This window comes from Pseudomonas sp. SWRI154 (genome assembly GCF_014268645.1).
Classification (GTDB): domain Bacteria; phylum Pseudomonadota; class Gammaproteobacteria; order Pseudomonadales; family Pseudomonadaceae; genus Aquipseudomonas; species Aquipseudomonas marvdashtae.
The window spans coordinates 160,771-182,267 of record NZ_JABWQW010000011.1; the positions used below are offsets into that span (position 1 = coordinate 160,771).

17 protein-coding genes are annotated in these 21,497 nt (G+C 59.6%); 6 read left to right on the forward strand and 11 right to left on the reverse strand.

All coding sequences use genetic code 11. From position 1 onward, the window contains the following. Nucleotides 1-230 precede the first annotated feature (230 nt). Entirely contained in the window at nucleotides 231-2,543 is a 2,313-nt protein-coding gene (metE, locus tag HU806_RS12850; RefSeq protein WP_186611722.1) for a 5-methyltetrahydropteroyltriglutamate--homocysteine S-methyltransferase, read from the reverse strand. A 109-nt stretch (nucleotides 2,544-2,652) separates the two neighbouring features. On the opposite strand from metE, the gene metR reads away from it, so the two are divergent. After that, nucleotides 2,653-3,570: a transcriptional regulator MetR gene (gene metR, locus HU806_RS12855; protein ID WP_186611723.1), complete on the forward strand. Its 918-nt coding sequence runs from the start codon at nucleotides 2,653-2,655 to the stop codon at nucleotides 3,568-3,570. Between the two features lie 130 nt (nucleotides 3,571-3,700). Here metR and HU806_RS12860 read toward each other — a convergent pair whose 3' ends face one another. The 4 genes from HU806_RS12860 to nosR all read right to left on the reverse strand — a co-directional run bounded on the left by HU806_RS12860 (nucleotide 3,701) and on the right by nosR (nucleotide 6,740). Then, nucleotides 3,701-4,198, reverse strand: a complete 498-nt coding sequence (locus tag HU806_RS12860; protein ID WP_186611724.1) for a GNAT family N-acetyltransferase — start codon at nucleotides 4,196-4,198, stop codon at nucleotides 3,701-3,703. After that, nucleotides 4,195-4,833 (reverse strand): LysE family translocator, encoded by a 639-nt coding sequence (locus HU806_RS12865; RefSeq protein WP_186611725.1) that lies wholly within the window; start codon nucleotides 4,831-4,833, stop codon nucleotides 4,195-4,197. The genes HU806_RS12860 and HU806_RS12865 overlap by 4 nt, the downstream gene beginning before the upstream one ends. A 17-nt stretch (nucleotides 4,834-4,850) precedes the next feature. Beyond that, on the reverse strand, nucleotides 4,851-5,267 hold the full coding sequence (locus HU806_RS12870; protein WP_186611726.1) for an NUDIX hydrolase: 417 nt from the start codon (nucleotides 5,265-5,267) through the stop codon (nucleotides 4,851-4,853). Nucleotides 5,268-5,372: 105 nt separating this feature from the next. After that, entirely contained in the window at nucleotides 5,373-6,740 is a 1,368-nt protein-coding gene (nosR, locus tag HU806_RS12875; protein WP_186611727.1) for a response regulator c-di-GMP phosphodiesterase, NosR family, read from the reverse strand. A gap of 227 nt (nucleotides 6,741-6,967) precedes the next feature. Here nosR and HU806_RS12880 point away from each other — a divergent pair, with 227 nt between their 5' ends. Genes HU806_RS12880 through HU806_RS12900 form a run of 5 tightly spaced genes read left to right on the forward strand, consistent with a single transcriptional unit; the run spans nucleotide 6,968 to nucleotide 15,349 of the window. After that, nucleotides 6,968-9,259, forward strand: a complete 2,292-nt coding sequence (locus HU806_RS12880) for a GGDEF/EAL domain-containing response regulator (RefSeq protein ID WP_186611728.1) — start codon at nucleotides 6,968-6,970, stop codon at nucleotides 9,257-9,259. Beyond that, nucleotides 9,256-11,130, forward strand: a complete 1,875-nt coding sequence (locus HU806_RS12885) for a GGDEF and EAL domain-containing protein (RefSeq protein WP_186611729.1) — start codon at nucleotides 9,256-9,258, stop codon at nucleotides 11,128-11,130. Before HU806_RS12880 ends, HU806_RS12885 begins: the two co-directional genes overlap by 4 nt. A 42-nt stretch (nucleotides 11,131-11,172) precedes the next feature. Next, nucleotides 11,173-12,147 carry a cytochrome-c peroxidase gene (locus HU806_RS12890; RefSeq protein ID WP_186611730.1) on the forward strand — a complete coding sequence of 325 codons (975 nt, stop codon included), beginning with the start codon at nucleotides 11,173-11,175 and terminating at the stop codon, nucleotides 12,145-12,147. Beyond that, entirely contained in the window at nucleotides 12,144-13,946 is a 1,803-nt protein-coding gene (locus HU806_RS12895) for a DAHL domain-containing sensor histidine kinase (RefSeq protein WP_186611731.1), read from the forward strand. The genes HU806_RS12890 and HU806_RS12895 overlap by 4 nt, the downstream gene beginning before the upstream one ends. After that, nucleotides 13,943-15,349 carry an ATP-binding protein gene (locus tag HU806_RS12900; RefSeq protein WP_186611732.1) on the forward strand — a complete coding sequence of 469 codons (1,407 nt, stop codon included), beginning with the start codon at nucleotides 13,943-13,945 and terminating at the stop codon, nucleotides 15,347-15,349. The genes HU806_RS12895 and HU806_RS12900 overlap by 4 nt, the downstream gene beginning before the upstream one ends. 63 nt (nucleotides 15,350-15,412) lie before the next feature. On the opposite strand, the gene HU806_RS12905 is transcribed toward HU806_RS12900, so the two are convergent. The 6 genes from HU806_RS12905 to HU806_RS12930 form a co-directional block, all read right to left on the reverse strand. Then, nucleotides 15,413-15,760: a DUF6124 family protein gene (locus tag HU806_RS12905; RefSeq protein WP_186611733.1), complete on the reverse strand. Its 348-nt coding sequence runs from the start codon at nucleotides 15,758-15,760 to the stop codon at nucleotides 15,413-15,415. A 348-nt stretch (nucleotides 15,761-16,108) separates the two neighbouring features. Continuing rightward, complete coding sequence (locus tag HU806_RS12910; RefSeq protein ID WP_186611734.1) at nucleotides 16,109-17,713, reverse strand: glycosyltransferase family 39 protein; 1,605 nt, start codon at nucleotides 17,711-17,713, stop codon at nucleotides 16,109-16,111. Continuing rightward, on the reverse strand, nucleotides 17,710-18,690 hold the full coding sequence (locus HU806_RS12915) for a glycosyltransferase family 2 protein (protein ID WP_186611735.1): 981 nt from the start codon (nucleotides 18,688-18,690) through the stop codon (nucleotides 17,710-17,712). Before HU806_RS12915 ends, HU806_RS12910 begins: the two co-directional genes overlap by 4 nt. Continuing rightward, complete coding sequence (locus HU806_RS12920) at nucleotides 18,687-19,061, reverse strand: GtrA family protein (protein ID WP_186611736.1); 375 nt, start codon at nucleotides 19,059-19,061, stop codon at nucleotides 18,687-18,689. Before HU806_RS12920 ends, HU806_RS12915 begins: the two co-directional genes overlap by 4 nt. Beyond that, on the reverse strand, nucleotides 19,058-19,462 hold the full coding sequence (locus HU806_RS12925; RefSeq protein WP_238350161.1) for a GtrA family protein: 405 nt from the start codon (nucleotides 19,460-19,462) through the stop codon (nucleotides 19,058-19,060). Before HU806_RS12925 ends, HU806_RS12920 begins: the two co-directional genes overlap by 4 nt. Before the next feature lie 138 nt (nucleotides 19,463-19,600). Next, entirely contained in the window at nucleotides 19,601-21,022 is a 1,422-nt protein-coding gene (locus HU806_RS12930) for an amino acid permease (RefSeq protein ID WP_186611737.1), read from the reverse strand. Nucleotides 21,023-21,497: the final 475 nt, after the last annotated feature.

Below are 21,497 nucleotides of genomic sequence, written 5' to 3' on the forward strand. Positions count from 1 at the left end.
CGTGACAGTTTGATGAAGATTGCCGAGTGGGTGATCTAAAGCCAGGTGCGCACCCTGTGGCGAGGGAGCTTGCTCCCGCTGGACCGCGAAGCGGTCCCAAAAGGTTTCAACCTCAAAATAGGCTCAAGGCATGAAATGTTGGGGCTGCTGCGCAGCCCAGCGGGAGCAAGCTCCCTCGCCACAAAAGCCTGCCTCACCACAAGGTAGGAAGCTTGTCCAAACAACAAGATTCAAGCCAACTGACTGCGCAACCGTCGCGCCGCCGCCACCATGTTCACCAATGCCGCTTCCGTTTCCGGCCACGCCCGGGTCTTCAAGCCGCAATCGGGATTGATCCACAGCCGCTCGGCGGGGATGCGCTGTACGGCCTTGCTCATCAACGCCACCATCTCGGCCGTGTCCGGCACCCTTGGCGAGTGGATGTCGTAGACGCCTGGGCCGATGTCGTTGGGATAGTCGAAGGCCTCGAAGGCAGCGAGCAATTCCATGTCCGAACGCGAGGTTTCGATTGTGATGACATCGGCGTCCATGTCGGCGATGGCCTTGATCACGTCGTTGAATTCGCTGTAGCACATGTGGGTATGGATCTGGGTTTCATCGCTTACGCCAGAGGCGCTCAGGCGGAACGCTTGCACTGCCCAGTCGAGGTAGTCCTGCCATTGTCCGCGTCGCAGCGGAAGCCCTTCGCGAAAGGCCGCCTCGTCGATCTGGATGATGCCGATCCCGGCTTTTTCCAGGTCGACCACTTCGTCGCGCAGGGCCAGGGCCAATTGCTGCGCCTGGACCTGGCGCGACACGTCTTCGCGGGGGAACGACCACATCAGCATGGTCACGGGGCCGGTGAGCATGCCTTTCATGGGTTTGTCGGTGAGGCTTTGCGCGTAGCGGATCCAGCCGACGGTCATCGCCTGGGGCCGGCTGATATCGCCAAAGATAATCGCCGGTTTCACGCAGCGGGAACCGTAGCTTTGCACCCAGCCGAAACGGGTAAAGGCATAGCCGTCCAGTTGTTCGGCGAAGTACTCCACCATGTCGTTGCGTTCAGCTTCGCCATGCACCAACACATCCAGGCCCAGGCGTTCCTGGATTTGCACGGCGTGGCGGATCTCGGCGCGCATGGCCTCCTGATAATCGTTGGCCGACAGCTTGCCTTGCTTGTAGGCCAGGCGCGCCAGGCGAATCGCCGGAGTCTGCGGGAAGGAGCCGATGGAGGTGGTGGGAAATGTCGGTAACTTGAGCCGTGCGCGCTGCTGTTCGATGCGCAGGGCAAACGCCGAACGCCGCTGGCTATCGTGCGGCCCAATCGCGGCGAGACGGGCCTGGACCTCGGCGTTGTGGATGCGCGACGAGCCCGCTCGACTGGCTTGGATCTGCCGGTCATGGATCAGTGCCCGTTGCACGCCAAGCGCCTGCGGCTCGTTCAGCGCATCACGCAACACCGCGACTTCACCGCACTTCTGCACGGCGAACGCCAGCCAGCTCTTGAGCTCGGGGTCGAGTTTGTCTTCACGTTCCAGGTCCACCGGGCTATGCAACAGCGAGCACGAGGTGCTGACCCAAAGGTTATCGCCAAACCGTTCCTGCGCCGGCCGCAACTGCGCCAGTGCCTGCTCCAGTTCGCAACGCCAGACGTTGCGGCCATTGACCAGGCCCACCGAGAGAATCTTGTAAGTCGGCAGCCGATCGAGCACCTGTCCCAGTTGCTCCGGTGCACGCACGGCGTCGATGTGCAAGCCGTCCACCGGCAGGCTCACCGCCAGGCCGAGGTTGTCTTGCAGGCCACTAAAATAAGTGGCGACGAGTTTTTTCAGCGGCGAATACTGGAGGATGTGACAGGCACGTTCGAAGGCGCTTTTCCAGGCCAGTGGCAGGTCGAGGGTGAGGATCGGTTCATCGATCTGCACCCACTCCACGCCTTGGGCCTTGAGGCGATTGAGGATTTCGCCGTACACCGGCAGCAGGCGCTCCAACAGGTCGAGTTTGTCGAAATCGCCGCCCTTGGCCTTGCCCAGCCAGAGGTAGGTCAGCGGGCCGATGATCACCGGTTTGACCCGATGTCCCAGCGCATGGGCTTCGTCGACTTCGTCGAACAGTTGCTGCCAGCTCAGGGCGAAGGTCTGGTCAGCGGAGAACTCCGGGACCAGATAGTGGTAGTTGGTGTCGAACCACTTGGTCAATTCCTGGGCGTGTTGCGCGGGACCATGATCGGTGCCACAGCATGTAGTCGTGGCGCCTCGGGCCATGGCGAACAACGTTTCAAGCGTCGGCAAGCCTTCGGTGGTCAACGTGCCCTGAAAGCGCTGCGGGACGGCCCCCAGCGTCAAGGTGTGGCTGAGGACCTGGTCGTACCAGGCGAAATCGCCTACGGGCAGCAGGTCGATGCCGGCGTCTTTTTGCAACTGCCAGTGCCGCGCCCGCAATTCACGGCCCACGGCCTGCAACGCGACCGGGGCAAGATCGCCCTTCCAATAGGCTTCGAGGGCTTTTTTCAGTTCGCGGTCGGCGCCGATGCGAGGAAAACCGAGGGTGTGGGCCAGGGCCATGGTGAATGTCCTTCTGTAAAAGATGGCGCCATTGTCGACAGCCAGGGCCACATGAGACAAACTCAACCTTTTCGTGTTGATCACAAGTTTCATTCATGGAGCCATCCCGGTGCTTGAACTCCGTCACCTGAAGACCCTGCACGCCCTGCGCGAAGCCGACAGCCTGGTCGAAGCCGCCGAACGCCTGCACCTGACCCAGTCCGCGCTGTCCCACCAGTTCAAGGAACTGGAGGAGCGCCTGGGCATGCAGCTGTTCGTGCGCAAGACCAAGCCGGTTCGGTTTACCAGCGCCGGCTTGCGCCTGTTGCAACTGGCCGACGCCACCCTGCCCTTGTTGCGCGGCGCCGAACGGGACATTGCCCGGCTGGCCGGCGGCACCGCCGGGCGTTTGCACATGGCGATCGAATGTCACAGTTGCTTCCAATGGCTGATGCCGACCATCGACCAGTTTCGCGATGCCTGGCCGGAAGTCGAACTCGACCTGGCCTCGGGCTTCGCCTTCGCCCCGCTGCCGGCCCTGGCCCGTGGCGACCTGGACCTGGTGGTGACTTCCGACCCGCTGGAACTGGCCGGCATCACCTACGTGCCGCTGTTTACCTACGAAGCGATGCTCGCTGTCGCCAACCAGCATCGGCTCGCGGGCAAGCCCTACATCGTCCCCGAGGACTTGGTCAGCGAGACCCTGATCACCTATCCGGTGGAACGCGATCGATTGGACATCTTTACCCGTTTCCTCGAGCCGGCCGACATCGAGCCGGCCCAGGTCCGCACTTCAGAGCTGACGGTAATGATGATGCAACTGGTCGCCAGCGGCCGTGGCGTCTGCGGCATGCCCCACTGGGCGCTGCATGAATACAGCTCAAGGGGCTACGTGAAGGCCAAGCGGCTGGGGGAGAAAGGCTTGTTTGCCACGCTGTACGCGGCGGTGCGCACCGACATGCTTGATGCGCCCTACATGCGCGACTTTTTGCTGACGGCCAAGGACACCTCGTTTTCGACCCTCGACGGTGTCAGTGCCGTGCGCTGACTGCTTTTTGTGGCGAGGGAGCTTGCTCCCGCTCGATTGCGTAGCGATCGCAAAAGAATGGGGGCCGCTACGCAGCCCAGCGGGAGCAAGCTCCCTCGCCACAAAAGCGCAGCGGTCATGGTCGTCGGGATCAAAGTTCAAGCCACATGTGGATCTTGTCGAAGTACTTGTCGTCCACACGGATCGCCATCGGTTCGAGCCCGTACAGCACGAAACCGCAGCGTTGGTAGAGTTTGATCGCCGGGTCGTTGCCGGCGGTGACGGTCAGTTGCACCAATCTTAGGAAAGCATGGCGACGGGCTTCGTCGAGGGCTGACTGCACCAGTTGCTCGCCAAGCCCACCGTGGCGATGGCCCTCGGCAACGTACATGCCGAACAGCGTTGCCTTGTGCCGCGCCTTCAACCGAGGCTCCAGGGACAAGCCGACGATACCGACCAGCTCGTTCGCCACGTACGCGCCGAGAATCACGTCGAGCCGGCTGGTCAGGCGCGATTCCCACCAGTTGATAGGCAGCGCAGCACGCTCACTGGTGCTGGAGGTGAAGGCCTGAGGATGCAGCTCGTACGCCTCGAGCATCAGCTCGCGATACGCCTGGGCATCCCCCGCCTTCAACCGCCGGATGTTCACGCCGAACGCCGTTGCTCAAGCATCAGCCGCAGGGCCAGTGCGCCGAGCACGAACCCCATGAAGTAGCGCTGCACCGCCAGCCAGCTCGGGTTGTGGACGAACCACGAGGCAATCCCGGCGGCGAACAGGGCGATCAGCAGGTTGACGCTGAAACTGACGCTGATCTGGGTCAGCCCGAGGATGATGCTCTGGGTGAACAGCGAGCCGTGTTCCGGGCTGATGAACTGCGGGAATACCGACAGATAGAACACCGCGATCTTCGGGTTCAGGGCGCTGGTCAAAAAGCCCATGGTGATCAGCTTACGCGTCGAATCCGCTGGAAACTGCTGGGCCTGGAACGGCGAACGCGCGCCCGGCTTCACGGCTTGCCAAGCCAGCCACAACAAGTAAAGCGCACCCGCCCATTTCAGCACCTCATAGGCCATCGGCACCGCCAGGAACACCGCCGTCAGCCCCGCCGCCGCCGCGAACATGTGCACGAAAAAGCCCGCCACCACACCCAGCAAGGACGTGACGCCGGCCTTGCGGCCCTGGCAGATAGAACGGGAAATCAGGTAGATCATGTTCGGGCCGGGCGTGAGCACCATCAGCAACGCGGCGGCGGCGAAAATCAGCAGGTCCGGCAAAGGAATCATGGGCGTCAGTCCTTGAATCAACAGGTTGCGAGGCAGTGGCTTCGATAAAACGGCAGGATTACCTCGCCTGTCAATGGCGCCAGCAACAGGTCGCTGGCGCCGAGCGGATCGATCCAGCGGACTTCCTCAATCTCGGCGGCGGGGGCAACCGGGGCGTCGATGTTCAGCAAAAACACCTCGGCTTGCACGATAAAACCCGGCTCGTTGGCGGCCGGGGCGCTGAACTGCCCCAAGTGGCGGGCCTGCGCCGGATCGATCGCGAGCCCCAGCTCTTCCTCCAATTCGCGAGCCAGTGCCTGCACCGGCTGCTCATGCGGCTCGATCTTGCCACCGGGCTGCATGAAGGCCAGGGTGCCGCGCTTACGCACCAACAGGGCCTGACCGTCAGGGCCGATGAGCAGGGCGGCGGCGATATGGATAAGGGAAGTGGTCATGTTCAACAATCTCGGGCAGGAAATGCCGGGGCAGATTACAGATCGCGGCGGCAGGCGCAAAGCCTGACGTCGCATCTGCAACCAACGCCTTGCACCAGAGGCGTCTCAACCCAGGATCGGCTTCGGAACCGAAGGGTCTTCCTCTTCTTCTGGGATCTTGACGAACACGCTGTACCGGGCCCCCTCCATCGCTTCGAAGGCGATGAGCTTTTCCACCAGCGGGCCGCTCATGACCTTGCCGGCGTTGAGCAACAACATGCCGTTGTCGGCATTGAGATTGCGCGCTAGGATCATGCCGGCCGCCAGCTCACGGGTGGTCACGACCTTCACCGTCGGGTCGGACAAGGTCACGTCTTCCAGGTACTCGGCACAGGCCTTGATAAAGTCCTCGACCATGTCCGGGTCGTACAGCTTGCCGGCGTACTTGCGGATGTAGACCAGCGCTTCGTCGCTGTTCATCTGCCGCTCCAGGATCAACCCGCGCTGCAGCTCGATGAAGTCCACCGCCAGTTTCAACAGGCGCGAGCCAAACGGAATCGCTTCGCCCTTGAGGTGCTCGGGGAAACCGCTGCCGTCCCAACGCTCCTGGTGATGGCGGATGATCCGTGCCGCGTCCTTCATCGGGTCCAGGGTCATCAGCAGCGACTCGCTCTGCTTCGGATAGGCGCGGTAAAGATCCAGTTCAGAGTGGTGCAACATGTCGGCCGGCGTGACCATCATGTTGTCGGTCCAGCTCAGCTTGCCGATGTTGTAGAGCGCGGCGGCCATGGTCAGGTCGCGGTCGGTGGACTCGTCGAGAAAATTGAGCCGGCTGTAGACCCGGATCAGCTCGATGATCTGCCGGTTGGTCTGCTTGGCCTTAGGCAGGCGCAAGTTGGCGATCAACGAAAACACTTCGGTGCTGGTCACATAGCTGCGCTTGAGCTCGTCGTAGGCCAGGTCAAGCATGTCGGCGGTCTGTTGCAATTCGGCGGTGCGCGACGCCACGCGTTTTTCCAGGGTGGCGTTGAGGGTCTTGAGTTGCTGGTTCTGCTCGCGGTTCAGCGCTTCGAGGCGCTGGCGCTCGCTTTCCGAATGCTGGTGGGCCAGGGCCTGACGCAGGGCCTGCACCAGTTCTTCATCATTCCAGGGCTTGCTGAGGTAGCGATAGAGCTGCCCCTCGTTGATCGCCTTGGTCATCATGTCGACGTCGGCGTAGCCGGTCAGCAAGATGCGCAAGGTCGACGGATACAGCCTGCGGATTTCAGCCAGCAGTGTGGCGCCGTCCATGTTGGGCATGCGCGCGTCGGTCATGACCAGGTCGACCGGCCGCTCCTTGAGAATTTCCAGCGCCTTGGCGCCGCTGTCGGCCAGCAGGATTTCATACGGCTGGCTGCGCAACAGCCGACGCAGGCTATTGAGAATCGACTCTTCATCGTCGACCAGCAACACCGTCGGTTTCGTGGCCGGAACGTTTGACGCTTGATCTTCCATCGGCATCCCCTCCTATTGACGACCACCGTTCTACCCTACCCCTGAGAGACAGGCTAGTAGATCACCGACATTTAGACATAATTTGCCACCATCGTACCGCACGCTTCCGATGAGCCGACTATGCTGTACCCCATGAAGGGCCAAGTACAGGCCGAATCCTCATGCCAGCGAAAGGGATATCAGATGTTCCCACGGTTCTACAGTCAGCATCTCGACGGTGCACGGCCATGAGCCTGCCGATGGACAGATCCAATCGGCGGATCCTGATTGTCGATGACACGCCAACGATTCATGAGGATTTTCGAAAGATCCTCAGCCCCCAAGCGGCCCCGGAAGACCGCCTGAGCAGCGCCGAAGAAGCCCTGTTCGGCGCCCCCGTGGCCGTTTCCGTCCAGAATTTCGAGCTCGATTCGGCCTTCCAGGGCATGGAAGCCTTGAATAAAGTGGAAACGGCCCTGGCCCAGGGCCAGCCCTTCGCCATGGCCTTCATCGACATGCGCATGCCGCCGGGTTGGGACGGCCTGGAAACCATCGAGCGGCTGTGGCGCGTCGACCCCAAGCTGCAAGTGGCCCTATGCACCGCTTATTCGGATTATTCCTGGGAGGACATCGCCGATCGCCTGGAGCTGGGCGACCGCCTGCTGATCCTGAAAAAACCCTTTGATGCGATCGAGATCCGCCAGATGGCCAGTACGTTGACCGTCAAATGGCAGATGACCGAAGACGCGGCGTTGAAAATGGACATGCTCGAACGGGCCGTGGAGGAACGTACCCGGGAGCTGGCCGACGCCAATATCATCGTGCAGAACAGCCCGACCATTCTCTATCGCCTGCGCGGCGAACCACCGTTCCCGTTGATGTACATCTCCCACAACATCACCAAGTTCGGCCATGTCGCGGCGCAGCTGATCAGCTCACCCGATTGGGCGCAGACCTTGATCCATACTGACGACCAGAGCAAGGTCCAGGAAGCCATGGTCCGCGTCCTGGACCGTGACACGGCGGGGGCGTCCATCGAGTTTCGCATGCGCACCGGCGACGGCGCGTTCCGCTGGGTGGAGAACCGCTACATTCCGGTGCGCAACGAGCAAGGCCTGCTGCTGGAAGTCGAAGGCATCATCCTCGACATCACCGAACGCCGGCTGGCCGAGGAAAAAATCGCCTTGCTGGCCCGCACCGACGGCCTGACCGGGCTCGCCAACCGCGCCACCATGATCGAGCGCCTGCACCAGGCCTTCGCCGGCGCACGCCGGGGGGCGGCGCCGTTCGCGATGTTCTATCTGGACCTGGATCACTTCAAGCGCATCAACGACACGCTGGGGCACCCCATCGGCGACCTGCTATTGCAGGAAGTCGCCGCACGGATCAAGGCCTGCACCCGGGAAAACGACGTGGTGGCACGCCTGGGCGGCGATGAATTCGCCATCCTGCAACTGGACGTCCACGAAGCAACCCACTGCGCCGCGCTGGCGGCCAAGATCCGCGACGCGCTGGTGGCGCCCTATTCGCTGGACGGCAATGACGTGCGCATTTCCGTGAGCATCGGCATCAGCTTGTACACCCCGCAAAGCCAAAGCGCCGACAGCTTGATGGCCCAATCCGACATGGCCCTCTACCGCTCCAAGGAAAAGGGGCGCAACCAGTACCATTTCCACAACGAGGAAATTAACCAGGAAGTGACCGACCGGGTCGCCCTGGCCAACGACCTGCGCCACGCCATCGAGCACAACGAACTGAAATTGCATTACCTGCCGGAAGTCGACCTCGGCACTGGCAAAATCCTTGGCATGGGCGTGCAGGTGCGCTGGAACCACCCTCAACAGGGCTGGCTGGAACCGGCGGCGTTCATGCCGACGGCGGAAAAGACCGGGATCATCATCGGCCTCGGCCATTGGGTGCTGGAACAGGCCTGCCAGCAGATGCGCCAGTGGCGCGACCAGGGCGTGGCGCCACCGGTAATTGCCATTGACCTGTCGCTGACCCAGCTCAAGACCGGCCCGGAACTGATCTATGACGTGCTGCGCACCACCGCCCGCTGGGAGCTGGCGCCGTGGGACCTGCGCTTCGACGTCACCGAAGCGACCCTGGCCCAGACCAAATGGACCCACAACGACGTGCTGCCGCGCCTGTGCGAACTCGGCGTGCAGGTCGCCATCGATGATTTCGGCACCGAGTATTCGTCCTTCGATTACCTCAAGACCTACCGGGTCAACCACCTCAAGCTCGCCCAGCGGTTTCTCGACAGCGCCAATGAGGACCCAGAGAACGCCACGACCCTGCGGGCCATCATCAACTTCGCCCGGGACGTGGGTATCGGCATCATTGCCGAAGGCGTCGAGACCCAGGAACAACGCACCACCCTGATGTCCAGCGGCGGCTCGATGCAGGCCCAGGGGCATTACTTCAGCACCGTGGTCGACAGCGACCAGGCCGCCGCCTTGCTCAAGGCCGGCACCATCGTCCCGGTGACGGATCATTGGACCCGGCCGGCAAGCGAGCTATCGGAGAGCAATCCATGAACCCCATGTCGGTACCTGCCAACCGGCGAATCCTGGTGGTGGACGACACGCCCGCCATTCACCAGGACTTTCGCAAGATCCTCAGCCCCAGCGCCGGCAATGACGACTCGCTGGACGACACCGAAAGCCTGCTGTTCGGCACCCCGCAGGTCAGTCGACTGCAATTTGAGATCGACTCGGCCTACCAGGGTGAAGAAGCCTTGGAACTGGTCAAGCGTGCCCAGGCCGAGGGCCAGCCTTACGCGCTGGTGTTCGCCGACATGCGCATGCCGCCGGGCTGGGACGGCCTGCAAACCATCGAGCAATTGTGGAAAGCCGACCCGCGCCTGCAGATCGCCCTGTGCACCGCGTATTCGGATTATTCCTGGGAAACCATGTCCGAACGCATCGAGTTCGACGACCAGCTGCTGATCCTCAAGAAACCGTTCGACACCCTGGAAATTCGCCAGATGGCCAGTGCCATGACCTGGAAATGGCAACTGGCGCAGGACGCCGCGCGAAAAATGCGCAGCCTGGAGCGCACCATTGAAGAGCGCGTCCAGGAACTGTTGAAAGTCTCGCACCTGCTGCAATACGACGTGCTCACCGAGCTGCCCAACAGCATGTTGCTCGGCGATCGCCTGACCCAGGCCCTGGCCCAATGTCGTCGACACGATCGGCAGTTGGCGGTGATGTTCATCGGCCTGGACCGCTTCAAGCGCATCAACAATGCCCTGGGCCATCCGGTGGGCGATGAAATGCTCAAGCGCGTGGCGCGGACGCTGGCGATGGTGGTGCGCGAATCCGACTCGGTGTTTCGCTACGGTTCCGACGAATTCGTAGTGATCCTCGGGGACATCGCCGACCCCCAACTGACCAAGGGCGTGGCGGAAAAACTGCTGGCGGCCATCAACGCTCCGCACCCCATCGACGGCCATGACCTGACGGTAACGGCGAGCCTGGGCATCAGCGTTTATCCAACCGACGGCTTCGATGCCGTGGCGCTGATCAAGAAAGCCGAGACGGCCATGCGCAACGTCAAGGAAAGCGGCCCCAACGATTACCGTTTTTTTACCGAAGACATGAACCGCCGGGCCCGCCAGCAACAGACCATCGAATCCGGCCTGCGCCTGGCCCTGCAACGCAAGGAATTCGTGCTCCACTACCAACCCAAGCTCGACCTGACGAACGGCAGGGTGGTCGGTGCCGAGGCGCTGGTGCGCTGGAACCGTCCCGACCAAGGCCTCGTCTTCCCCTCGGATTTCATCCCGGTGGCCGAGGACAGCGGGCTGATCGTGCCGCTCAGCCAGTGGGTGCTCCAGGAAGCCTGCCAGCAGGCTTGTCGCTGGCAAGCCGAGGGCATGCGGCCGTTGTATTTGTCGGTCAACGTCTCGGCGATTGACTTTCGCCAGCGCGGTTTTGTCGATGGCATCGCACGCACCCTCAAGGAAACCGGCCTGGACCCGACACAGTTAGAACTGGAGATCACCGAAAGCGTGCTCATGCAGAACATCGATACGACCGTCGCCACGCTCAAGGCCATCAAACAGCTGGGGATACGACTGGCCATCGATGATTTCGGCACCGGCTATTCGAGCCTGAGCTACCTGCAGAAATTTCCGGTGGATGTGTTGAAGATCGATCAGTCATTCGTCGGCGACCTGAGCATCGACAGCAACGACGCCAAGCTGGTGAGCACCATCATCAACCTGGGCCGGGGCTTGAACTTGCACATCATTGCCGAAGGCGTGGAGACCCGCGAGCAGTTGGAATTCCTCAAGCGCCACCAGTGCGAGGAGGCCCAAGGTTATTACTTCAGCAAAGCCGTGGAGCCGCAAGCCTTCAGCCAATGGATGGCCGAGTGGGAACAACGCCCGAACCCGCTTTCATGAGCATCCGGGTTCATCAACCAGAGTTTCAAAGGAAAGCACTCCATGGTGTCACACGGATTGATTCGGGCTTTCGGCCTGCTGGCGGGATGGATGCTGGTTGGATGGAGTGTAATCGCCCACGCCGAGCCACTGGACGAACCGCTCAAGCCGCTGCCTCCCGTTCCGGCACTGGACCCCAAACGGGTCCAACTGGGCCAACGCCTGTTCAATGATCCGCGCCTTTCCGTCAATAACACCCTGTCCTGCGCCAGCTGCCATCGCCTGGACAAGGGCGGCGCCGACGACAAGCAATTTTCCCTGGGTTTCGACGGCAAGCCGGTGGAGGTCAATACGCCCACCGTGTTCAACGCCAGCCTGAACTTCCACCAGTTCTGGGACGGCCGCGCCGATACGCTGGAAGAACAGGTCCATCTGGTCGTGACCAGCCCGGTGGAAATGGGCAGCACCTGGGAGTCGGTGGTCAAGCGCATCGCCGATGATCCGGGTTATGCCAAGGACTTCAAGGACGCCTACCCCGACGGCGTGACCAAGCCCAATGTCCAGGGCGCCCTGGCCGATTACGAACGGACCTTGCAGACCCCCAATTCGCGCTTCGACCAATACCTGCTGGGCGACACCGACATCCTCACGCCCCGGGAGAAATTCGGCTACCAGCGATTCAAGGAATACGGCTGCATCGCTTGTCACCAGGGCGTGAACATTGGCGGCAACATGTTCCAGAAATTCGGCATCATGGGTGACTACATCGCTGACCGCGGCAACCCCACCCGGGCCGACGAGGGACGCTTCAACGTCACGGGCGATGAAGACGACCGCCAGGTTTTCAAGGTGCCGAGCCTGCGTAACGTGGCCGTCACCGCGCCCTATTTCCATGGCGGCTCCGCACCGACCCTGGAGCGCGCGGTGGAGGTCATGTTCAGGTACCAGTTGGGTCGCGAGCCCCTGAAGAACGATACCGAGCTGATCGTCGAATTCCTCAAGACCCTGACCGGTGAATGGGAGGGCAAGCCCCTATGACCCTATTCCGTCGCCTCGGCCTGGCCTTCATCGGCGTCTTGCTGGCGGGCATCCTGTTGTTCATGTACATCAATTCCGGTGCCCAGCAGGCCGCCTCGTACATTGAGTCCCGGGACCTGATCCGCCTGCTCAAGCAACAGGACGCCATCTGGGACAACGAGGTGCTCAAGGCGCGGATCGCCCTGACCCACGACTACGACCCGCTCGTCTCGCCGCTGCAGGAGATGGCGCGCCTGTGGCAGCGCCTGGACGCCATCGAATCGGAGCCGGGACGCCACGGGCCGTCACTCTGGGAGACCCAGCGCGGCGAGTACCTCAAGCTGATCAAAGAAAAGACCCGCCTGGTGGAACAGTTCAAATCCCATAACGCGGTGCTGCGCAACTCCCTGGCCTTCCTGCCCACTGGCGAGGACGACATCCAGGGCCAGTTCGCCCGGCTGCCCGACACCTACAGGCTGGAATTGCAGAACGTTGCCATCGACACCTACGACCTGTTGCTCAGCAGCATGGAGTTCGCCCAGCTCAGCTCCCCCGAGATAGCCGCCGAGGTTTTGCTGGGTTTGAACCAGCTCGACGTCAACAAGGAGCGCCTGCCCGCGGGGCTGCTCAACTCCATCGAAGTGCTGCGCAGACACATTGGGGTGATTCTGCGCGAACAGCCAAAGGTCAACGAACTCCTACTCGGAATCGGCGCCATCCCCGTGGCCGATCAGCTGGATACCATCACCCACCTGCTCGAGAAGGACCAGGAAAAAGCGACGGCCAAATACGAGCGCAATCACGTTTACCTGCTGGTGTTCGCCACGCTTTTGGTGCTGATCCTGATCTGGCTGGCGATCCGGTTGATTCGCAGCTTCGCCGAGATCAAGCGGGTCAACAACGCCCTGCAAACCGCCAACAACGAACTTGAACAACGGGTCGAAGAACGCACCCGCCAACTCAAGGACACCCAAAGCGAACTGATGGACACCGCCCGCCAGGCCGGCATGGCGGAGATCGCCACCAACGTGTTGCACAACGTCGGCAACGTGCTCAACAGCGTGAACATATCCGCCGACCTCGTCAGCCGCAAACTGCGCAGCAGCAAGGCCCTGGGCCTGGGCAAGGCGATGAACCTGATCAACGAACACAACCACGACCTGGGGCATTTCCTCACCGAAGACGAAAAAGGCAAGCTGCTGCCCGGCTACCTCAATCAATTGGTGGAGGCCATCACGGTGGAACAGCAAGGCATGACCGATGAACTGGCCCAACTGAGCAAGAGCGTGGACCACATCAAGGACATCGTTTCCACCCAGCAATCCTACGCCGGCGCCAACAGCCTGATGGAACCGCTGGTGGTCAGCGAGTTGCTCGAGGACGCCCTGCGCATGAACTCCGGGGCCCTGACCCGCCACCATGTCACGGTGATCAAGGACTATGGCGAAGTGCCGCGGATCATGGGCGACAAGCACCGCTTGCTGCTGATCCTGATCAACCTGATCAGCAACGCCAAGTACGCCATGGCCGGGGTCTCCAATCACGCGCGGAACATGACGCTCAAGGCCACGGTCGTAGACGACCAGACGCTGCAGATCAGCGTGAAGGATGAAGGTGAAGGCATCCCGGAAGAAAACATGACACGCATCTTCGCCCACGGCTTCACAACCCGTAAGGACGGTCACGGGTTCGGCCTGCACAGCTGCGCATTGGCGGCGATTGAAATGAACGGTCACCTCACCGCACACAGCGAGGGGCCTGGGACCGGGGCGACGTTTGTACTGCAACTGCCCTTGAAACTCGCAGAAGGTGAGCAATGAACAACATGAGCAACCGGCGCATCCTCCTGATCGACGACACGCCCGCCATCCATGAAGACTTCCGCAAGATCCTGACCCCGGAGGATGAGAACGACAGCGACCTGCAGGACATGGAAAGCGCGCTTTTCGGCGAAGCCCCGAAACCCGTCGCCACGGTGTTCGAGCTCGACTCGGCCTACGGTGGCCAGGAGGGCTTGGCCAAACTGCAACAAGCGTTGGCCAAAGAGCTTCCTTATGCCCTGGCGTTTGTCGACATGCGCATGCCCGAAGGTTGGGACGGCGCCAAGACCATTGAAGAGCTCTGGAAAGTCGACTCACAGTTGCAAGTGGTGGTCTGCACCGCGTATTCGGATTATTCCTGGGATGAACTGCTCGACCGCCTCAACGGCCACGACCGCCTGCTGATCTTGAAGAAGCCCTTCGACAATATCGAAGTCCAGCAGATGGCCAACACCCTGACCACCAAATGGGAAATGACCTCCCGCGCCCGGTTGAAAATGAACAAGCTCGAAGACCTGGTGGAGCAACGCACCCTGGCGTTCAAGCAGGCCAGCGAGCTGCTGCAAATGGAAATCGACGAGCGAAAGATGCTCGAAAGCCAATTGGTGCAATCGGAGAAACTGGCATCGCTGGGCCAACTGGCCGCCGGCGTCGCCCATGAAATCAACAACCCGATCGGTTTCATTTCCTCCAATCTCGGCGCCCTCGGTGGGTACTTCGGCAAGCTCGAAGAAATGCTCCAGGCCTACGGCAGTGCCGAACAAGCCATCGCCTCGCCGGAGTTGCTGACGGAACTCAAGCGCATGCGCGAACAGGTGGAACTCGACTTCCTGGTGGAAGACATTCCGGTGCTGATCAAGGAGTCAAAGGACGGCATCGCCCGCGTCGGGCAAATCGTCAAGGACCTCAAGGATTTCTCCCGCGTCGACTCCAGCCAGGAATGGCAGATGGCCAATTTGCAGCAGGGCATGGATTCGACGTTGAACATCGTCGCCAACGAGATCAAGTACAAGGCCGACGTGGTCAAGCAATACAGCCCGTTGCCGGAAGTCGAATGCCTGCCGTCGCAGATCAACCAGGTGATCATGAACCTGATCGTCAACGCCGCCCAAGCCATCGGCCCGGAACGCGGCACCATCACCTTGCGCAACGGCGTCGAAGGCGACACCGTCTGGATCGAAGTCGCCGACAACGGCTCGGGCATCCCACCGGAAACCCTGCAGAAAATCTTCGACCCGTTCTTCACCACCAAACCCATCGGCCAAGGCACGGGGCTGGGGTTATCGCTGTCCTACGGCATCGTGAAAAAACACCACGGCGAAATTACCGTGAGCAGCGAAGTTGGCGTCGGGACGACGTTCCGGGTGGAACTGCCGGTGCGGCAGATGAAATTGGCGGGGTGAGCACGAACAAGTCCTGTGGCGAGGGAGCTTGCTCCCTCGCCACAGCGTGATGTGCTGAGTTTTCTAGCGCGGGTCGACGCGCTCCAGGGCCCGGTTTGCCAGCAATTTAGCCAATTCAATCAACTGCTGAATGCCCAACGTCACATGGCGCCGCGAACCTTCCAGCTCGAAGGCCAGGTCACTGATCATGGCATCGGCTGAAGCCAGGGTTTCGCTGAGGTTGGCGAGCAAGCATTCCATGTCCAGGCCGTAGACGACAGTGAACAACTGGCCGGGAGCGGGCTCTTCAGGTTTAGGGTTGAGGTAGTAATCGAGGGCGCGTTTGGCGGCAGCGTCGAATGCTGATGAGTCGGAGGTTTCGTTGGGGGATGTTGCGTCGGTGTCGGGCGGGTTGGGGGTTGCTTTGAACATGGTGAAGCTCCGTGATTAGTTGAGCCTCCACGACTTATCGCTAAACAAGTTAAAGGTGGCGGCTGTACGCAGGTTAGCGATCCGGGTCACAGAATCCCGGGTAGACCAGAAGGTCTCCCACGCACAGCCACCATTAAGCTAATTGCAGACGTGCGCTGCAATCGAGACTGGGCATTGTTGCATCTGTGGATGGAGCCGGATCGCTAAACCCGATCGCTGATTTTTCAGCGGCCCGCAAACGATAGAACTCGCACCCCAGGCGCACAAGTCGGCGGATTCTGGCGTAGTTGTAGGCAATGGCGCAAGACGACGTAGCCTCGGGATGAGGAGCGGGTGGGCTACAAGACCCTAACCCGGATGGGGCCCGAGCGGACAGCTTTCAGCAGCATGAAGTGGTGGCTGCGTATGGTTGGTTTGATTTCCAACCTCATTTAAGGACGGTGTTGCCTTAATAACGAACAAGGACACAGCCATTTCTCCGGAAACAAGAGTGAAGATTTTTTTCCAATCGCCTTTTGCGCTCGGCCAGACGCCTGCCTTATCGGCTATCCACCAAACCCTTCCCTCATGACAACGCAAAGTTTCAATATTAGTCAAATAAGGGTCTTTGAAGCTCTCCGAGATCAACGCGTAGTGGTTGCGATCAGCCTCATCAGGAAAGTCCTTAAGATAAAGCCTCGGCTGCACCCCTGTTTTATTGTAAAAAGCAAAAACCAGATATGAGATAAACGTATCAACAACTATATGGTCTACCGGCTCAATGTTCTGCTTAACCTTATCTGCCAGCACATCAATCTCTGTGGTTCTACGAAAACCAACCCCATCAAAGTTATCTGTTTGCTTATACACCGCCAATAGCCCTAGCACCTCCACAAGAACGATAAACATTAAAACCATGATCACAACACTATGCCGCCGCCCCAGAAAATCCAAACCCACTGCAACAACTAATGATAAGCCGATCGCAGAGAGCAACAGGTACCTAGGAACAAAAACCGGAACAAAAAGCGACACCAGAGCAACGACAACAATAGGCACCAAAAAAAACGCCCCTAGCAAAGTATTGAAACGATACGCAGCTCTATCCCAGAAACTTATCAAAATGGCAGACACAACCAACATCAAAGGCAACGGATATAAATATGCCGAATGAGCCCATTTGCCATTAAGCATAATAAACTGCCAAAATAAACTGAACACTCCCGTCCACGTGATAGCCGGTATCCATTCAATTCCTGGGTTGCCTAACAAGTATCGAGAGGAATAAAGGGCCCAGGGCACGAGCAATCCTAAAATCGTACCATTAACCAAGACCCATACCCACCCAGGTAGCGCGGCATGAAATATACCAGGGCGTCCCGCCCACCAATAAAACCAATGAACAAGCACCCCCAGCGCCGCAAAGTAATGTGTGTAGAAAGCGGCTGTCATTAGCAAAATATAAAAGGCCGGGAAAATTTTATTCTCAGGTTCCTTGACCCAACACACTAGTACTACGGTCGCGCCCATCAGCCAAAACCCGAGCAAGGTGTACATTCGCGCTTCCTGACTGTAGCGAACCGAGATCGGCAACAACGCCAGTAGCACCGCCGCAATCCAGGTTGCCCTTCGCGTGGCCACCAAACTCATCAGTTTTATGCCCAGCAAAACTGTGCCAACGTCTGCGACGGCGCTAAGCGATCTAACAGCCAAAACTCCATCACCAAACACCAACATCCAGTAATGCAGAAAGAAGTAATAGAGAGGCGGATGAATATCCCTTCCTGTGATGGACCAGATCTGCAAAGGCTCGTGTCTAGCAAGCAGCACACTAAATGCCTCGTCGAACCAGATGGGCGGAGTCGTGATTCCATAGAAGCGCACGCACACCGCAAGCAGCACCACAGCTGCCAAGGCTAAGCCATCGATATACCAGCTTGGAAATTTGCCTGAATAGGCATGAGCAACAGTCATAAACGATCCCCGATTATCTCGCGCAAGGTCTCGTCGGTTTCTCGCACGCCCAACTCGCCCCGGATTATTTCACTGATGACATACCTAGGCCGGTGCTTCGTCTCCAGATAAATCCGCCCAATGTATTCACCCAAAACGCCGATACCAATCAGCTGCACACCACCCAAAAATAAAATCGCCGTCATCAGCGACGGATAACCAGACAGATCGTTTCCAAAAAACAGCTTGTCCAGCACCATATACGCGGCATACACCAGCGAAAGAAACGAAATGCAACCGCCGACATAAGTCCACAACCGCAACGGCACGGTGCTGAACGAAGTGATACCTTCGAGCGCCAGGTTCCACAGTTTCCAACCGTTAAACTTGCTGTGGCCAGCGGCACGACCGGCGCGGTCATATTCAATGATGACGGTATTGAACCCGGCCCACGACAACACGCCTTTCATAAAGAGCTGGTACTCGGGAAGGGTCTTGATGACCTCCACCACCTTGCGATCCATCAGCCGAAAATCACCCACGTTTCGCTCAATATGGGGGGAGGCAATCCGATCGAGTAAGCGATAGAACAGCGCAGCGCATCCACGTTTGAGATAACTGTCGGACGACCGATCACGACGCTTGGCCAGCACCACCTCCGCGCCTTTTTCCCACTCGGCAATCAGCCTCGGAATAACGTCGATGGGGTCTTGCAGGTCGACGTCCATCGGAATAACCACATCGCCACTGGCGTGCTCGATCCCGGCAAACAACGCTGGCTCCTTACCGAAATTTCGAGAGAGCTCAATGAACACGACCAAGTTATCGGCCAGCGCAATGTCGCGAGCCAGAAAACCAGTCTGGTCCGCGCTGCCATCGTTTATAAACACGATCTCGACGCTATAGCCGGCCAGCGCTGGATGCTGGCGAACACTTTTGTAGAACAGTTCAAGGGTCTGCTCTTCGTTGAACACCGGCACAACCAGCGAGATTTTCATGAGCGGTGTCCACGAAACACCACGAACCGGGAGAGCAGGAAACCAAGCACTAGGCTCAGCAGCGAAAATACCGCTACCGTCAGCAACCCATGGAGCCGCCAGCGATCTCCCAGATACCCCACGGCATAACTGAGCGCTCCCATGGCGCACAGGAAAACCATATACCCCGTCACCGAGTGTTTGGCCTCGAAGGTGTAGAGCGCGTTGAGGTAATAGGAGAACGAAGCCGCCACGCAAAACGCAGCCAAATTGCTGATCGACTGATCGAGACCGACCCCCACGCGCAGCACAAAAAATATCTGCCAATGAAGCAGCGTATTGGCGAGGCCGACCAATGAGTAAGTAAAAAAAGCGCTCCGGAATACGTTCATAGCTGCTGAGCGTCACGAAGCAACTTGAACCGGAACAAGCTGTAGCCCGTCGTCAGTTTCAGCAAGAAATACAAAGCTACCGCCAGCCAGCCAGGCGAACTCAAAGCATCGCCGATCGAGCCAATCCCATAGCTCGCGATGCCCATCAAACCATTGAACAGCAGATAACCGCGCCATGACTCCCCGGGCTCGAAGATGAAAAGCGCATTCACATAAAACGAAAACGCCGCCGCCACGCCGAACGCCGCGAGATTGCTGTTCGCCTGAGTCAGTCCAACAGCGCCATACAGCAGGAAAAAAACCTGGCAATGGATCAATCCATTGACCAGCGCGATCACCATCAACGCGGAGAAACCCTTCATCGTGCCTGCCTTGCCATTTGCCAGTTGGCGGGCTTCCAAGCTAGGCCAGGGGGCTGCGGCGGTCTACTGTCAGAACTTACAGGTCGGACATCAAACCCGACGGACGGTCAAAATCAACACCTACAAAAAAGCCCCTGTCATTTCCGACCGGGGCTGTTGTTTTACCGCGTTATCACGTTACGAAACCGAACGCACCGAACCCTGCGTATCACCGGCCGGTTGCAACTTGAAGGTGTAGAACAACACCGTCAGCAACACCAGGAACGCCGGGCCGACGTACAGCGCCACGCGCGTGTCGGGGAAGTACGCCATCAGGCCCACCACCAATACCAGAAACGCCAGCGCCAGATAAGAGCTGATCGGGTAAAGCCACATGCGGTACTTCAACGCCGCACGCTCGGAAGCACTCAGGCCTTTGCGGAATTTGAGCTGGGCCAACAGGATCATCACCCAGGTCCAGATCGCGCCGAAGGTGGCGATGGAGGTGACCCAGACGAAGACTTTTTCCGGCACCAGGTAATTGAGCAGCACGCCCAGCAGCAAGGCGGCGATGGACAGCAGCAACGCACGGCGCGGCACGCCATTGTTGGAAGTCTTGGCGAAACCGGCCGGTGCCTGGCCGTTCTGCGCCAGGCTGTAGAGCATGCGGCCGGTGCTGAAGATCCCGCCGTTGCAGGACGACAGCGCGGCGGTGATCACCACGAAGTTGATGATGCCGGCGGCGGTCTTGATGCCCAGACGCTCGAAGGTCATCACGAATGGGCTGCCTTGGGTGCCGATTTCGTTCCACGGGTAGATCGAGAGGATCACGAACAGCGCGCCAACGTAGAACAGCAGGATCCGCCAGAACACCGAGCCGATGGCGTTGGGGATGGTTTTCTGCGGGTTGCGCGCTTCCCCGGCGGTCAGGCCGATCATCTCCACGCCCAGGTAGGCGAACATGACCATTTGCAGGGACATCAACACGCCGGACACGCCGTTGGGCATGAAGCCGCCGTGGGTCCACAGGTTGGAAATGCCCAGGGCCACGCCATCGTTGCCGAACCCGAAGGCGATGATGCCGACGCCGCCGATTACCATGGCGATGATGGTGACGATCTTGATCAGGGCAAACCAGAATTCGAATTCACCGAAGGCCTTGACCGCGATCAGGTTGATCGAGCCCATGCTGACCAGTGCGGCCAACGCCCAGATCCAGCGCGGAACGTCGGGGAACCAGACGCCCATGTACACCGCTACCGCGGTGATCTCCGCCACACAGGTCACCAACCACAGGAACCAGTAGTTCCAGCCGGTCAGGAAGCCTGCCAATGGGCCAAGGTAATCCTGGGCATAACGGCTGAACGAACCGGCCACCGGATTGTGCACGGCCATCTCGCCGAGGGCGCGCATGATCACCAGGATCGCCAGGCCGCCAATGAGGTAGGACAGCATGATCGCCGGACCAGCCATCTCGATGGCCTTGGCCGAACCGAGGAACAACCCGACACCGATGCAAGCGCCGAGCGCCATCAAGCGGATATGCCGCTCGCCGAGTTCACGTTTGAGCGGACCACCCTGAGCGGTCTCGCCATGGGGCAGATGATTGCCGACAGGCATAGGAGTACAACCTCGTCTTGTTATTGGATGAGCCACCGAGTCTCCAAAAGCCGCAAACGGGTGAGCTTGCAGCCTTTGCCGAAACCGGGCCTGCCTTGTGGGCAGACCGTCCTGTAGGAAAATTCCTCAAGATCAGCGGGCCGTGCAGTATAAAAAGCCAGGGATAGAGAGTTTCACTGTAAAACCAGAGAAGTTCAGGGATAAGCCTCAGCCGGAACGGCATTTTCAAGAGGGATTGACTGAATTACCGGCCATTCAGAAAACGGCGCAGAGTATTGCACAGCGATGGTGCAGCGTCATGTCTTGGCAGACGGCGACGGCTCTAGCACAAGGATTTCAGGATGCCACCGCCCCCGTGGCGAGGGAGCTTGCTCCCGCTCGGCTGTGAAGTGCGCCCCAGAAGTTGGACACCCTATCCAACCTCCGGGGTGTTTTCATGAGTAAGTACACATCGCAATTCAAGCTGTCCGCTATC

Coding starts and splice junctions, on each gene's coding strand:
- HU806_RS12865 (WP_186611725.1), bottom strand. CDS start 4,833: ATGATTCCTTTGCCGGACCTGCTGATTTTCGCCGCCGCCGCGTTGCTG.
- HU806_RS12915 (WP_186611735.1), bottom strand. CDS start 18,690: ATGAAAATCTCGCTGGTTGTGCCGGTGTTCAACGAAGAGCAGACCCTT.
- HU806_RS12905 (WP_186611733.1), bottom strand. CDS start 15,760: ATGTTCAAAGCAACCCCCAACCCGCCCGACACCGACGCAACATCCCCC.
- HU806_RS12910 (WP_186611734.1), bottom strand. CDS start 17,713: ATGACTGTTGCTCATGCCTATTCAGGCAAATTTCCAAGCTGGTATATC.
- nosR (WP_186611727.1), bottom strand. CDS start 6,740: ATGGAAGATCAAGCGTCAAACGTTCCGGCCACGAAACCGACGGTGTTG.
- HU806_RS12895 (WP_186611731.1), top strand. CDS start 12,144: ATGACCCTATTCCGTCGCCTCGGCCTGGCCTTCATCGGCGTCTTGCTG.
- HU806_RS12930 (WP_186611737.1), bottom strand. CDS start 21,022: ATGCCTGTCGGCAATCATCTGCCCCATGGCGAGACCGCTCAGGGTGGT.
- HU806_RS12880 (WP_186611728.1), top strand. CDS start 6,968: ATGAGCCTGCCGATGGACAGATCCAATCGGCGGATCCTGATTGTCGAT.
- metE (WP_186611722.1), bottom strand. CDS start 2,543: ATGGCCCTGGCCCACACCCTCGGTTTTCCTCGCATCGGCGCCGACCGC.
- HU806_RS12870 (WP_186611726.1), bottom strand. CDS start 5,267: ATGACCACTTCCCTTATCCATATCGCCGCCGCCCTGCTCATCGGCCCT.
- HU806_RS12900 (WP_186611732.1), top strand. CDS start 13,943: ATGAACAACATGAGCAACCGGCGCATCCTCCTGATCGACGACACGCCC.
- HU806_RS12885 (WP_186611729.1), top strand. CDS start 9,256: ATGAACCCCATGTCGGTACCTGCCAACCGGCGAATCCTGGTGGTGGAC.
- HU806_RS12890 (WP_186611730.1), top strand. CDS start 11,173: ATGGTGTCACACGGATTGATTCGGGCTTTCGGCCTGCTGGCGGGATGG.
- HU806_RS12920 (WP_186611736.1), bottom strand. CDS start 19,061: ATGAACGTATTCCGGAGCGCTTTTTTTACTTACTCATTGGTCGGCCTC.